This window comes from Pseudoalteromonas sp. 3D05, from assembly GCF_002723455.1.
Taxonomy (GTDB): domain Bacteria; phylum Pseudomonadota; class Gammaproteobacteria; order Enterobacterales; family Alteromonadaceae; genus Pseudoalteromonas.
On the sequence record NZ_PDUS01000013.1, the window covers coordinates 24,582 to 39,430 of the forward strand.

The 14,849-nt window shown below is 40.5% G+C and carries 12 protein-coding genes; 8 read left to right on the plus strand and 4 right to left on the minus strand.

The annotated features are described in order from the left end of the window. The first annotated feature begins 10 nt into the window (after positions 1 to 10). From CSC79_RS13470 to CSC79_RS13500, 7 genes are all read left to right on the plus strand, one after another. Positions 11 to 1,936: a tetratricopeptide repeat-containing diguanylate cyclase gene (locus tag CSC79_RS13470; RefSeq protein WP_099296285.1), complete on the plus strand. Its 1,926-nt coding sequence runs from the start codon at positions 11 to 13 to the stop codon at positions 1,934 to 1,936. Next, positions 1,929 to 3,023, plus strand: coding sequence for a PQQ-dependent sugar dehydrogenase (locus CSC79_RS13475; protein WP_099296286.1), 1,095 nt, complete (start codon positions 1,929 to 1,931; stop codon positions 3,021 to 3,023). Before CSC79_RS13470 ends, CSC79_RS13475 begins: the two co-directional genes overlap by 8 nt. Positions 3,024 to 3,033: 10 nt before the next feature. Continuing rightward, on the plus strand, positions 3,034 to 5,328 hold the full coding sequence (gene parC / locus CSC79_RS13480) for a DNA topoisomerase IV subunit A (protein WP_099296287.1): 2,295 nt from the start codon (positions 3,034 to 3,036) through the stop codon (positions 5,326 to 5,328). Positions 5,329 to 5,525: 197 nt separating this feature from the next. Further along, positions 5,526 to 6,317: a hypothetical protein gene (locus CSC79_RS13485; protein WP_099296288.1), complete on the plus strand. Its 792-nt coding sequence runs from the start codon at positions 5,526 to 5,528 to the stop codon at positions 6,315 to 6,317. A 98-nt stretch (positions 6,318 to 6,415) separates the two neighbouring features. Beyond that, positions 6,416 to 7,129 carry a 1-acylglycerol-3-phosphate O-acyltransferase gene (locus tag CSC79_RS13490; RefSeq protein WP_180270439.1) on the plus strand — a complete coding sequence of 238 codons (714 nt, stop codon included), beginning with the start codon at positions 6,416 to 6,418 and terminating at the stop codon, positions 7,127 to 7,129. Beyond that, complete coding sequence (gene rraB / locus CSC79_RS13495) at positions 7,129 to 7,464, plus strand: ribonuclease E inhibitor RraB (protein WP_099296289.1); 336 nt, start codon at positions 7,129 to 7,131, stop codon at positions 7,462 to 7,464. The genes CSC79_RS13490 and rraB overlap by 1 nt, the downstream gene beginning before the upstream one ends. Before the next feature lie 203 nt (positions 7,465 to 7,667). Further along, a complete protein-coding gene (locus tag CSC79_RS13500; RefSeq protein WP_099296290.1) occupies positions 7,668 to 8,900 on the plus strand; it encodes an HD-GYP domain-containing protein in 1,233 nt (410 codons plus the stop codon). Here CSC79_RS13500 and CSC79_RS13505 read toward each other — a convergent pair. Beyond that, a complete protein-coding gene (locus CSC79_RS13505) occupies positions 8,860 to 9,183 on the minus strand; it encodes a hypothetical protein (protein ID WP_099296291.1) in 324 nt (107 codons plus the stop codon). The genes CSC79_RS13500 and CSC79_RS13505 overlap by 41 nt on opposite strands. A 305-nt stretch (positions 9,184 to 9,488) precedes the next feature. Between CSC79_RS13505 and CSC79_RS13510 the strand changes: the two genes are divergently transcribed. Next, entirely contained in the window at positions 9,489 to 10,757 is a 1,269-nt protein-coding gene (locus CSC79_RS13510) for an outer membrane protein transport protein (RefSeq protein ID WP_099296292.1), read from the plus strand. A gap of 40 nt (positions 10,758 to 10,797) precedes the next feature. On the opposite strand, the gene CSC79_RS13515 is transcribed toward CSC79_RS13510, so the two are convergent. From CSC79_RS13515 to CSC79_RS13525, 3 genes are all read right to left on the minus strand, one after another. After that, a complete protein-coding gene (locus tag CSC79_RS13515) occupies positions 10,798 to 11,241 on the minus strand; it encodes a hypothetical protein (RefSeq protein WP_143483832.1) in 444 nt (147 codons plus the stop codon). 121 nt (positions 11,242 to 11,362) lie between these two features. Continuing rightward, on the minus strand, positions 11,363 to 14,218 hold the full coding sequence (locus tag CSC79_RS13520; protein ID WP_099296294.1) for a valine--tRNA ligase: 2,856 nt from the start codon (positions 14,216 to 14,218) through the stop codon (positions 11,363 to 11,365). 54 nt (positions 14,219 to 14,272) lie between these two features. Further along, positions 14,273 to 14,719: a DNA polymerase III subunit chi gene (locus tag CSC79_RS13525; protein ID WP_099296364.1), complete on the minus strand. Its 447-nt coding sequence runs from the start codon at positions 14,717 to 14,719 to the stop codon at positions 14,273 to 14,275. Positions 14,720 to 14,849 lie beyond the last annotated feature (130 nt).

Sequence of the window (14,849 nt, forward strand, 5' to 3'; positions counted from 1 at the left end):
AAGGTATCTTATGTATCGACAACAAAATAGCAGTTTACTATTAGCTAGTTTACACCGCTTAACAATAAGCTGCTTTTTTGTTTATTGTTTGTTTGTATCAGCCGCTAGTTCAGGCGCGATACAAGAAGATAAATGGTTAGAGGAAAAAATATCAACTGCTGAAAAAAACAGTATCAAACACCCAAGTTTAGCCATTGATTACCTACTGGATTTACTTCGCAATAATGGTGGGAAATTAACCGATTTACAACATTCGAAGTTACAAATAGAGCTTGCAAGAAACTACCTTTTTAATGGTCAGTTGAGCGAAGCTCAAGCTTTAGAACAACAAATTAGCGAGCACTTGGATGAGCTGGATGTAACAACTCAGATTCATTATTGGATGATAAAGTCAGATATAAATATGTATTTGGGAAGTGCCGAACTTGCCTTAGCAAATTTAAATAAAGCGAAAGAGCTGGTTGAACCTCTTAATGATAGCGTTTTACTTGCAGATGTTTACTCGGATTTAGGTGATTTTTATTTAAATAACCATGATGAAGTCAATGCGATAGATTACTTTTATAAGGCTTACGCATTGGTTCGCTCAAGTGGGAATAGACTAAAGCTAGCGTATCTTGATGGCAGCATTGCACGAACGTATGAAGCGTTATTTGATTATGAAAAAGCCATTGAACTACAAGAAAAGGCGCTTAAATACTTTTTAGAAAACGATCTTAAGTTTGACACTATGGTGTCATATTATTATTTAGCTAAAACGTATTTAGATGTTGGCCGTGCTGGCGATGCAAATGAATTAGCCAATAGAATCTTAACAATAAATGATAAGTTAGATACCCCCAGTTTTGATTACTATGCTTATATTTTACTGACTCAAGGTTATTTAGCATTGGGTAACTTGGTAAAAGCCGAGCATTTTTTGAGTTTAAGTGCCTCTTGGTTATCAGAAATCGAAGATATTAAAAGTATTATTAGATACCAATTAATTCAGGCTCAGATAGAGATTGAAAAAGGTGAGTTGGATTTAGCTTTACGAACTTTTGACAGCGTTGAAGAAAAAATTAAAACCATTCCAGTCCAAAATAGTATTACTTTTAGACTCCAGCTCATTGAACTCAAAAGTAGACATGCCATTTTAACTGAACAGTACCAGCAAGCTGTCGCTTTTCAGCAGGCTTATATTAACCTCAATAAGCAGTATTTTAATAAAGTGAGAGAGCTCTCTCGCTCTCGCTATAAAGTGCAATTTGAATTGAAAAAAACCGAACTTGAAAACCAACTTCTAGAAAAAGATAAAGAGCTAAAAGACGCCAGATTAACAGAGTTTGAGCAACAGGAAGTACTCCAAAAAACAATCATGGTAAGTGTATTATTGCTATCAGTGGTGTTTTTACTTTTTGCATGGCGCCAATACAGACTTAAACGAAAGTTTAGCGTACTTGCCAATACTGACTATTTAACGGGTGTTGCAAATCGTAGAAAAATAATGGATCTAGCAGAGCTGCAATGGCAGGAACTATCGAAAACTGACAGTCGCTTCTCTCTTATTAGTTTTGACTTGGACCACTTTAAAAGAATTAACGACGAATATGGGCATCCTGTGGGGGATCTTGTATTAAAAAGAGTGGTGATATTAGCTCAACAAGCTATTCGTAATATTGATTGTTTAGGCAGGATTGGCGGCGAAGAGTTTTTAGTTGTGTTAAATAATACAAATCAAACCGAAGCAACTGAAATTGCATATCGCATCAAAAGTGCAATAGAAAAAGAGACTATAGATTGTGAAAATGGGCAAACAGCAAAAGTCACTGTCAGTTTGGGGATTACTCAAAAAAGCAGCCAAACTGACACATTCAAAGACTTACTGAAGCAAGCAGATAAAGCCTTGTATTCAGCTAAAACCAAAGGTCGAAATAGGGTGGAAGTTTATGAATAAATTACGCATGTTATTCGTTTTACTTGGATGTTTAAGTATGCCAGCTTTTGCAGTGGATATACTCAAAGAGCTGAGTGTGGCTGACGGGTTCAAAATTAGTTTATTCGCAGATGATGTAGATAATGCAAGGCAGCTGGCAGTATCAAAAAAAGGGATTGTTTACGCCGGTTCTCGTAAAGCGGGTAAGGTGTATGCGCTGATTGATCACAACAGTGATGGTGTTGCAGATAAAAAAATAGTGATTGCGAAAGATTTGAATATGCCCTCGGGCTTGGCAATGAAAAACGGTGACTTGTACGTTGCAGAAGTTGAGCGAATCATTCGTTTTAAAGATATTGATAAACACTTAAAAAAACCAACGTATGAAGTGGTTTATGATCAATTTCCTACCGATCGCCATCATGGTTGGAAGTTTATTCGCTTTTCACCGACGGGTGAGTTAATAGTGCCTGTTGGTGTACCATGTAATGTGTGTGCTGAAAACGAAAAATACGGGCGTATATTCTCATTAAATATAGACACAAAAGAAATTCAAACCATTGCCAAAGGGGTGCGAAACTCAGTTGGGTTTGATTATCACCCTGGTACGCAAGCATTCTGGTTCAGCGATAATGGCCGCGATATGATGGGCGATGACCTGCCACCTTGTGAAATTAACCGTGTTAGCGAAGAGGGGGATCATTTTGGCTTTCCCTATGTCCATGCGGGTTCAATTTTAGATCCCGAGTTCGGCATAGGCAAAAACATTACTGATTACAAAGCACCTGCTTTAGCGCTTGGAGCCCATGTTGCTCCATTAGGTGTGCATTTTTATAAGTCAAAACAATTTCCAGTAAACTATCAGCAGCAGTTATTTGTGGCTGAACATGGTTCATGGAATCGCAGTAAAAAATCAGGATATAAAGTGGCTGTTGCCACTATTGAGCAAGGACGTGTGATAAAATACACGCCGTTTATGACGGGCTTTATGAAAAACGAAGAAACGTTGGGTCGTCCGGTTGCGTTTGCAGAACTTGCCGATGGCAGCTTATTGATCTCAGATGATTATGCCAATGTGATCTACCGTGTAAGCTATAAAAAAAATTAGGTAGGCTTTGATGAGTGATACAGATACCTTGCTGATGCAAGGAATTGAGCAACAAACAATGGGGCGTTTTACTGAAGACGCTTATTTGAATTATTCCATGTATGTGATCATGGATAGAGCATTGCCACATATTGGTGATGGCTTAAAACCAGTTCAGCGTCGTATTATTTATGCTATGAGTGAGCTGGGTTTATCAGCTGCGGCTAAATATAAAAAATCAGCGCGTACCGTTGGTGATGTACTTGGTAAATATCATCCCCATGGTGACAGTGCCTGTTACGAAGCTATGGTGTTAATGGCGCAACCATTTTCATACCGATATCCGCTCGTGGATGGACAAGGCAACTGGGGTGCTGCAGATGACCCTAAATCATTTGCTGCAATGCGTTATACGGAAGCGCGTTTATCTAAGTTTTCAGAAGTATTACTAAAAGAGCTAGGCCAAGGCACTGTTGATTGGACCCCAAACTTTGACGGTACAATGAATGAGCCGCAGGTGCTACCAGCTCGTCTGCCGCATATACTCCTTAACGGTATTACAGGTATTGCAGTCGGTATGGCCACCGACATTCCACCTCACAATGTACGTGAGGTGGCTAGTGCGTGCTGCTTATTGCTTGATAAACCTAAAACAGAACTTAACGAGATTTTAGAACTCGTTCACGCGCCTGACTACCCAACAGACGCTGAAATAATCACGCCAAAAGCTGATATTCAAAAAATTTATCAAACAGGGCGTGGTTCTATAAAAATGCGCGCTGTGTATACCCAGGAGCAAGGTGATATTGTGATCACTGCGTTGCCGCATCAGTGTTCTGGTAGTAAGGTACTTGAGCAAATTGCAGCTCAGATGAACGCAAAAAAATTGCCAATGGTGGCTGATTTACGTGATGAATCAGATCACGAAAACCCAACACGCATCGTTATTATCCCGCGGTCAAATCGAATAAAAGCAGAGCCACTAATGGCGCATTTATTTGCTACTACCGATCTTGAAAAAAATTACCGTGTTAACTTAAACATGCTCGGCCTTGATGGTCGTCCACAAGTAAAAGACTTACGCAGTATTTTAACTGAATGGCTGGTATTTAGACGTGAAACAGTACGTCGTCGCTTGCAGCATCGTTTGGATAAAGTTCTCGCTCGTTTACATATATTAGAAGGTTTATTAGCGGCCTTTTTAAATATTGACGAAGTGATTGAAATAATTCGTACTGAAGATAAGCCAAAACCTGTTTTGATGGAGCGTTTCGACATCTCTGAAATTCAGGCTGAAGCGATTTTAGAGTTAAAGTTACGTCACTTAGCAAAACTTGAAGAGTTTAAAATTCGTGGTGAACAAGACGAGTTAGCAAAAGAACGTGACAAGCTTGAACTTACTTTAGGCTCAGATCGTCGTATGTCGACATTACTGAAAAAAGAAATTCAAGAAGCCGCTGAACTCTATGGTGATGAGCGCCGCTCACCAGTTGTTGAACGTATTGAAGCAAAAGCATTGAGCGAAAAAGACCTTATCCCATCAGAGTCAGTAACCGTAGTGCTTTCTGAAAAAGGCTGGGCACGTGTTGGTAAAGGCCATGATATAGATGTTGAAGGTCTTAACTACCGAGCGGGTGATGAGTACAAAGCGTCGGCCCGGGGTAAGAGCAATCAACCCGCAGTATTTTTAGACTCTGCAGGGCGAGCATTTGCCACTGATGCGCACGGTTTGCCTTCAGCACGCAGTCAAGGTGAGCCAATGACAGGGCGCTTTAATCTAACTACAGGTGCTAATTTTGAGCACGTTGTAATGGGAGAAGATAAGCAAGTCTTACTAATGGCTTCAGACGCTGGCTATGGTTTTATTACTGATTTTATCGATTTAGTGAGTAAGAATAAAAATGGTAAAGCGCTAGTTAGTGTGCCAAAAGGTGGACAGTTATTAGCACCTATTCGGGTTAATGATGTAGCGACAGATTACTGTATGGCGATCTCAAACGAAGGCCGGATGCTACTGTTCCCACTTCGTGATTTGCCAAAATTAGGCAAAGGTAAAGGCAATAAAATAATTTCTATCCCAAGTGCAAAAGTACAAGCCCGTGAAGAGTTTGTAAAAGTACTCGCTGTTGTGCCGCAAGGTTCGAGCGTGACATTGCACGCAGGTAAGCGAAAGTTAACGCTTAAACCCAGCGATCTTGAACATTATCATGGCGAGCGCGGGCGCAGAGGTAATAAATTACCCAGAGGCTTGCAGCGCGTAGATGAAGCTGAAGTTGAACTTACTATCTCCAATGATGGTGAAGCTGAACAAAGTAGTTTAGAGTAATTTTACGCTAAAGCTAGCTTATCATTACACTCATTAAGAGACCTGCATTTGCAGGTTTTTTTATGTTTGTAACTTTTTTGTTCCTAAAAAGTTTACATTTTGTACCTAATAGTTTTAACTATTGGCGGTCTTCAGTTATGTGATTAAATAGCAGTAGTTAACATGGAGTTGTAAGTTTTTTATAAGGAATAAAGTATATGTATTTTAAAATTTTAGCTTTTACATTGTGCGCAGTGAGTTTGGTTGGTTGCTCAGAACACGATGAGGAATATTACGCAGGTAACCTTGAAGCAGCTCAAACAAAAGTAAAAGAGTGCGAAGAGCGCACAAAGCAAGCTTTTATCGAAAAAGACAAAGATAAACTACAGTCAATATCAGAGGATAAAGAATGTATAGCGGCAGATAAGATCTATCGAATTCACAAAAGTAAATTAAGAAAGATTGAACATGAGCAACAGCAGGAAAGGCTAAAAAAAGAGCAAGAGGAGAAATCTAAAAAGTTCGACGCTGAGTACAAAAAACATATTACCGAGCTTGAAACCTTACCCTATACTGATTTTTTAGTTGTTCAAGAGCAACACTGTAAACGCCTTACCTTTGAAAAAGTAAAACCTATTTGTAAAGCTTTTAATGAGTTAAAACCAATTAAAGAAAATGAACAAATTAATATTTTAAAGCAAAAGTATAAAGATAAGGAGCTAGAGGATTATAAAGACGGAGTTTGTAAGGGTCTTTCTTTTGATAAAATTCAATGCAGCTTGAGTAAGCAAGCAGTTCGTGAACAGCGAGAAGAAATAAAAACTTATTACCTTGATAATAGGGATGCCCTAAAAAAAGATTTTAATGAGTGCTCTAATAGATATTCAGCGTTTAGAAAAGCTGGCAAACATCGCGAGGCAACGCAATCTCTAAAAGAATACAAATGCCAAATGGTAGGTAAAGCCGCTAGAGAGCTCAAAGTATACAGCTTTAAAAAACCAATTAGTTAGTATCAAGATAAATTTTAAGCGTACATGTGTGCGCTTAACTCTCGTTATACAGCCTAAATAACGCTATAATGCGTTTTAGAACGTAGAGGAGAATTCTGTTGTTAGCTTTTATCCGTATTTTAATCATGGCTTTGTTTATATTAGTAAGTTGTTTTTGTGGCTTATTACTGTGTGTAGTTAAACCCTTTCATAAGAACAATGTGCATGTAATTTCAAGTTGGTTTGGCTCAATGGCTAAAATGTTGGGTGTAAAGGTTGTTATTACTCGCCACCCTGATGCGCAAAATTCTGGCCCAGCTGTGTATGTTGCAAACCATCAAAACAATTATGACTTATTTACAATACCCGCTGCAGTGCCGCAAAGCTGCGTTAGCTTGGGTAAAAAAAGTTTGAAGTGGATCCCATTTTTTGGGCAGCTTTATTGGCTATCAGGTAACATACTCATTGATAGAGGTAATCGTTCGAAAGCCGCAGGAACTATTTCTAAAACAGCTGAAAAAATTAAACAAAAAGGATTGTCTATTTGGATGTTTCCAGAGGGCACTCGAAGCTATGGACGCGGCTTACTGCCATTTAAAACAGGGGCATTTCATACTGCTATGAATGCAAGTGTACCTGTTGTACCTGTTTGTATGAGCACAACAGACAAAACCATTAAGCTAAATCGTTGGGACAATGGTACAATCTATATTGACATGTTAGCACCTCAGCACCTTGATAAAGAAATCGGTGCGCGTGAACACGCAAGTCGTATTCATACTATGATGGCTGCTAGAATAACCGAATTAGATGCCCAAGTGAGAGAAAAGTAATGGAAAATTGGCGTGAAATTAGTGAAGACATCGTCTCTTCTTTATTAGAAGATGGTTCTGATCCTGAAATTCTTTACGAAGTAGAGCACCACTTTGTTTGTGAAGACTTTGTAAAGCTTGAACAAGCAGCGCTAGCGGCATTTAAACTTGGCTATGACGTTGAAGAGCCAGCTGAGCTAGAGCTTGAAGATGGTGCAAAAATCTGGGGTTTTGACATTGTTGTTGAAGCCGAACTTGATGTTGAAGTAATCATGGAAGATGTTGATAAGCTTGCACAGCTTGCTATCGATACAGGCGTTGAGTACGACGGCTGGGGCACTTACTTCCAAGAATAAATTGTGATTCCGCCTAGGTTCTGGAACGAGAGCCTAGGTACGATTTATTACCAACCTGCTTAATCCACTCCAACTAACTTTATGCTCGTCGCGTGATTAAAAAACTAATCCATAATTCGTATTCGGTGTTTTACCTGTAGACATTTATTGTCATTAGTTGATAATAATATATTCGATTCTATAAAAGTAACGCAACCACATTTATGCTTATTTCCCTTCCTATTTCTGAGCTTGTGCCGGGTATGTTTGTAGACAGTGTCAGCAAGCAATATGAAGGTGTTGATAGCATAAAGATAAAAACACGTGGTTTAGTTCGTGATAAGTCGATTATTAAACGACTAGTCGCTGAAGGTGTTGCTGAGCTGGTTATAGATTTCACCCAAAGCGATGTCAAGATCCCGGCTAAGTATCAACCTAAGCCACAAGCGTCCCCCGAAAAAAAGCCAGCGGTAAAAGCGAAGCCAGCAAAAGCAAAAAAAGCAAAAAAAGCAATTAGTGTTGAGCAAGAGTTTACAAAAGCAAGTGTGTCGTACGAGCAACACAATCGAAAATTACAGAGCTTATATGGTGATGTGACCTCAGGCTTAAAAATGAACCTTGCGTTGTTAGATGATATTGCTAAAGATATTGTGGCATCAGTTTTTCGCAATCACAATGCCATGGCAATACTAACGCGTATAAAAGATAAAGATATGTATAACTGGCGCCATATGACTAACTGCGCCATTTTAGTTACTGTTTTTGCCAAATATTTAGGTTACAAAGAAGCGATTGTACAAGAGCTTGCGATGGGGGCATTACTGCATGATTTAGGTCAAGCAAAGTTGCCTCAAGGTATTTTCTCAAAAACAGAAGAAGTGAATGACCTTGAAATGCAAGCAATCAAAAAGCATGTTGTGCAGAGCTTGGGGCTTGTTAAGGGCGAAAAAGGCATAACGCCATTGATGCTTGATATGATAGTTAATCATCATGAACGACTTGATGGCAGTGGTTACCCACGAGGGATCAGCGCAGATAAATTAAGTCGTCCAGCACGGATCATGGCCATTGTTGATGTGTATGATGCAATGAGCTCCGATAGGCCTCATCAACTTGGTACTGAGCCAATCAATGTGCTACGTTATTTACTCAGTAATAAAGATCTTTTTGATAGTGAGTTAGTACAACGTTTTATAAAGTGTTTAGGTGTTCACCCCGTTGGTACGGTTGTAAAATTGACTAATGAACGGTTAGGTCTAGTTACCCAAGGGAATCAGAAAAACCCAATCAAACCCAGTGTTAAAGTGTTTTATAATGCAAAGCATAACCATCACATAACACCAAAAGACGTCGATTTATCGGCAGAAGGCCATGACTTAAAAATTATCGCAAGTATCAAGCCGCTGGATTATCAGCTTAATTTGGCTCGTTTGTTAAAAGAGCACTTGCTTGCTTAGTTTTTTGGCAGCTTTTTTTGGCTGAATGCTTGGCTGAGAGTAATGCGCCGCCAAAACAACTCACCATTAATACCAGCCACAGCAATGTGCCTTGCTCTGAGTGAAGAGCTGCACAGCAACAAATTAGTGCGACAAATGCAGCTGCAATCGCACCTAGCCAATAATGATTTACGGGATTGTCGCATTCGCCAGCTCGGGTGCATGCACAATAATTTGCTTTGCAAAAACAATAAACGCTCGCACCGCAAAGAATAAGTGCCACAGCAATAAACCCAATCTCCATTGCTTTTCCATCCAGAATAAAACATTGCAAATAGTCTAATTGGCTACCAACAGCAAGTCAACGCAAATGATAATTAATTGCATCCGGTTGTTTTGCTATCTCATCCGATGAGTTTTAAAAAACTGTTACTTCGATGTTAAAAAACGGTTTTTATGTGGTTTTTTAACGAATTGTTACAGTTTTTCGATAAAAATTAAGGTAGTGTAGCAAGGTTTTGAATATAGTAACTTGATCCTAAATAACCTGTACGCAGGTTAAAAATAACACACATGGGTATCCAAACTTTGTTTGGTTAAGGAAACACAATGAAATTTACTAAAACTCTTATCGCAGCATCGCTTGCTGTTATATCTGCTGACAGCTTTGCCGCTGCCTTTCAGTTAGCAGAGCAAAATGCATCAGGCCTTGGACGCGCATACGCAGGTGAAGCATCTGTTGCCGATGATGCTTCGGTCGTAGCACGTAACCCTGCGTTAATGTCAGTTTTTAAAGAAAAGCAACTCAGTGTCGCAGGTATTGCGGTAATTCCTGATGTCAGTTTGCGTGGCACAGAAGCGAACAATGCATCAACAAATCCAAATCAATTAAATGATAGCAGCATTGCGCCTTCAGCAGTTATTCCAGCGGGCTACTTTGTTATGCCTGTAGATGACAAATTTTCAATCGGTTTTGGCGCTTTTTCTAACTTTGGTTTAGCTACCGAGTTCGATGCGGATTACCCTGCAGGTCAATTAGCGGGTGAAACGGAAATTGTTACTGTTAATATGAACGTCAGTGGTTCATATAAAATCAACGAACAGTTTAGCGTTGGTTTAGGCCTAAATTATATTTATGCTGATGCAAAAATTATTCGTAACTTTGGTGCAAACCCGTTCGGTGTGCCAGCTCAAACAGAAGCAGTTCATTTAGAAGGTGACGATACAGGCTTTGGTTGGAACGTGGGTGCAATGTACCAGCTAGATCAAAATAGCCGTTTTGGGTTTAACTACCGCAGTGAAACTGATATTACCTTTGACGGTCAATATTCAAATCAACTGCCTGCGTCAGCGCCATTTAATGGTCTTGCTGGTGCAAGTATTCCAGGCAGTGTGGAAATCACTTTACCAGCAATTGCTGAGTTTTCTGGCTCTCATCAGTTAGATGGTAAAACAGGTCTGCATTACAGTGTAATGTGGACTGGTTGGGAAAGCTTTGACAAGCTAGAAGCACAAGTTGAAGGCCTTAATAAGCCTGTATTCTCAAAAGAAGAGAACTTCTCTGACGCAATGCGTTACTCAATCGGTGCTGATTACCAGTTCAACGATGCTGTATTATTGCGTGCCGGTATTGCCTATGATGAGTCACCTGCAGATAAGAACCACATGTCTATCTCTATTCCAGATACAGACCGTTTTTGGTACTCGTTTGGTGTTAACTACACAATGAGCGAGCAATCAAACTTAGATATCGGTATGAGTATTTTACGTGGTAAAACGCAAAAGTTCACTGAGCCTGATAACTTAGGGCAACAGTGGGGGTTTGAGTCAAATGGCCACGCATATTTATTTGGTGCGCAGTATAACTACACGTTTTAAGTGAGTTAATAAAAATTAAAGGCAGCTTTCGCTGCCTTTTTTAAAATTGATACCCAATGTGTATCCCGACGGTGCCTTCTATTTGTTCAGTGTCTTTCTTTTCACAAAACACTAAACAGTCCCCGTCTTCTTCTTTTACACCTGCGCTTAAGCCTAGTATCCAGCTCGTATTATCAATACCCTGGAAATAGTAATTTAACTTAGCAACAACATAGCCATCTTCAGCAACGGCAACCTGTTGACCAGCACTTAGACCGACAGTGGTATGTGCTGACAAAGAGTACTCGTAACCGAGTGAATAGCCAATAACACCTACGGCAGCAGAAAGCGCCTGTGAATCGTCAATTGAATATTTGTATTTAACCCCAGCATGACCGCCAAACTCATAAAACCCAGCGCCAGCAGAGAATGTATTTTTTGCCATAACTGAAGTACAGCAAAATGATATAGCCAATAGTGCTGATATAAAGAGTGTATTTTTCACTGTTAAATGATTCCTGTGATTTATAATTATCACGGAAAGTATAAGTGGGTGGACTTTAAATAGAAACAAAAAAGCGAGCTATAAAGCTCGCTTTTTCAGAAAGGTAAATTAGCGTCAGTGCTTATAGGCTTTCAATTTTCGTTTTTTGCTCAAGTAACTTGGCTTTAGCGTCTGAATACTCAGCCAATTTTTCATGTTCTTTAGCAAGAACGGTCTCAGGTGCATTATTAACAAACTTTTCGTTGGCAAGTTTATTTTGCACTTGTGCTAGGCCTTTTTCAGCTTTTTCAAGCTGCTTAGCGATACGAGCAAGTTCAGCATCAACATCAATTAGACCTGCCATTGGGATCATGATCTCAAGGTTGCCTACGTATGATGTCGCACAAGCTGGCGCATCATCTTTGTTCTCTAGCAATGTGAATGCTTCAATTTTTGCAAGTGACGCTAAGAAGCTCTCGTTCTCTTCAATACGACGCTTGTCTTCCTCTGATGCATTAGCAAGTAACACTGAAAGTGGTTTGCTTGGGCTGATGTCCATTTCACCACGAATGTTACGAATAGCGACAATGAATTGCTTAACCCACTCTAAGTCTTCCATCGCTTTGGCATCAACACTGGCTGCATTATAAACAGGGAAGGCTTGAACCATGATGCTGGTGTTCTCTGTTTCAAGGCCTGCTAGAGGTGCAACGCGCTGCCAAATTGTTTCTGTGATGTATGGCATCATTGGGTGCATTAAGCGTAATAAGCTTTCAAGTACAGTGATTAGCGTGTGACGCGTACCACGTTGTTGTGCTTCATTACCTTTGAATAATACTGGCTTAGTGAGCTCTAAGTACCAGTCGCAGAACTGGTTCCATGTGAATTCATAAAGTGTATTAGCGGCAAGGTCAAAACGGTAGTTATCTAAGTGCTCAGTATACGTTTTAACGGTCGCTTCATACTGGCCTAAAATCCAGCGATCAGCTAGCGAGTACTCTTTAGCTGCATCGCTTGTAAAACCACAATCTTGTTCTTCGGTATTCATAAGTACGTAACGGCTAGCGTTCCATAACTTATTACAGAAGTTGCGGTAACCTTCTAGGCGGTTCATATCCCAGTTGATATCGCGACCTGTTGACGCCATTGCTGCTAATGTAAAGCGCAGGGCATCGGTACCGTGTGCTTCAATGCCGTTATCGAAGGTTTTACGGGTGTTCTTTTCAATTTTTTTCGCAAGCTGCGGCTGCATCATGTTGCCAGTACGCTTAGTCACTAAGCTCTCAAGATCGATACCGTCAATCATGTCGATTGGGTCTAGTACGTTACCTTTTGACTTAGACATCTTATCGCCATTTTCATCACGAATTAGACCGGTAACGTAAACTGTTTTAAATGGCACTTGTGGCTTGCCGTTGTCATCTTTGATGAAGTGCATGGTCATCATGATCATACGCGCCACCCAGAAGAAGATAATATCAAAACCAGTTACCAGCACGTCAGACGGATGGAAGGTTTTTAAATCATCTGTATTTTCAGGCCAACCTTGGGTTGAGAAGGTCCACAGTGCAGACGAGAACCAAGTATCAAGTACGTCTTCGTCTTGGCTTAGTGCTACATCATCGGCGATGTTGTTTTCACGGCGTACTTCAGCTTCGTCACGACCAACAAATACATTGCCTTCGTTGTCGTACCAAGCTGGAATACGGTGACCCCACCAAAGCTGGCGTGAAATACACCAATCTTGTACATCGTTCATCCACGAAAAGTACATGTTTTCATACTGCTGTGGCACAAACTGAATATCGCCATTTTTAACTGCATCTTTGGCTGGCTCAGCCAGTGGAGCAACACGCACATACCATTGGTCGGTAAGAAGTGGCTCAATGACCACACCAGAGCGGTCGCCATAAGGCACTGTTAACGCATGGTCTTCTATTTTTTCAAGTAATCCAAGTTCTTCAAACTCAGCGATAATTACTTTTCGCGCATCAAAACGGTCAAGGCCGTGTAAGCGCTCAGGGATTGGCGCATCAAACTCAAGCTCTTTACCATCAAAGGTGTAAGTTTCACCTTGGCTTAATACCGCAGCATCTTTATCAAAGATATTGATCATTGGCATTTGATGGCGTTTACCCACTTCGTTATCGTTAAAGTCATGGGCAGGGGTGATTTTTACGCAACCCGTGCCTTTGTCTTTATCGGCGTGCTCATCGGCAACAATTTTGATTCGACGGTTAACAATTGGCAGTAAAATATCTTTACCGATCAAATCTTGATAGCGTTCGTCATCTGGGTTTACTGCAACCCCTGAGTCACCTAACATGGTTTCTGGGCGAGTCGTTGCAACGACAATGTAGTCTTTACCGTCTTGCGTTTTTACGCCGTCCGCTAGCGGGTAACGTAGGTTCCACATGTGGCCTTGTTTGTCTTTGTTTTCAACTTCAAGGTCTGAAATGGCGGTGTGTAATTTCGGGTCCCAGTTTACTAGGCGTTTACCACGGTAGATTAAGTCTTCTTTATGAAGGCGAACAAAGACTTCTTTAACCGCTTCAGATAAGCCGTCATCCATCGTAAAGCGTTCACGATCCCAATCAACTGATGCGCCAAGACGACGAAGTTGCTTGGTGATAGTGCCGCCAGATTGGTTTTTCCAATCCCAAATTTTATCGATAAAAGCTTCACGGCCTAGATCATGACGTGTTTTACCTTCTTCAGCAGAGAGTTTACGCTCTACCAACATTTGCGTTGCAATACCTGCGTGGTCTGTACCTACTTGCCATAATGTGTTGTTACCTTGCATACGTTTGAAGCGCGTTAAGGTATCCATTATGGTGTCTTGGAAGGCATGGCCCATGTGTAAGCTACCCGTGACATTCGGTGGTGGGATCATAATCGAATATGCTTCACCTTGACCTGATGGTTTAAAGTAGCCTTTTTCTTCCCAGTCTTGATATAGCGACTGTTCAATATCTTGCGGATTGTAGGTTTTATCCATTACACAGAACCTTAAATAAGTACTTAAATGAGTTAGCTAAATAACTTAAAGTAGTTAGCTATTAATATCTTGCGTGGTGATATTGGCACCGAGTTGACGCAGCTTTTTAAAGCGCTCACGGGCGGCTTGTTTAGCTGATGCTTCTACGGGTACAAAATCAAAAACTTGGTTAAAGCGACGAATAAAATCCGGCAACTGATCAGCCAAGTTTATTAAAACTTTACGATTACCAACTGGTGGGGTCGTGCCTATTTCAACAGGGGCGCCGCCTTTAGGGCCTTCGCCTTGGAGGTTATGGGGCACAAAACTGTCAGGATCAAAAGACCAAATCGTTTCATCAATAGCATGGGCGGTGTCTGTGTTATCAACAAAAACGAAAACACGATGGCCAAGACGATACTGTTCTGCAGCAATTTGTGCCGCTAAGCTAAAATGATCATCCGCGTTAGCTTGAGATTCATCTTGTTGCTTTAGAACAAAAAATTGTGCGTTGATGCTCATTGTATCGGGGCTTCCCATAGCATTGTATATGGTACTTAGAAGTACGCATAAATTAGAGCATGGATTTTGCCATAAAAGCCCGATTGCTTCAATGAATACACTGCTATAGGTATTATAAATCACGCAATAA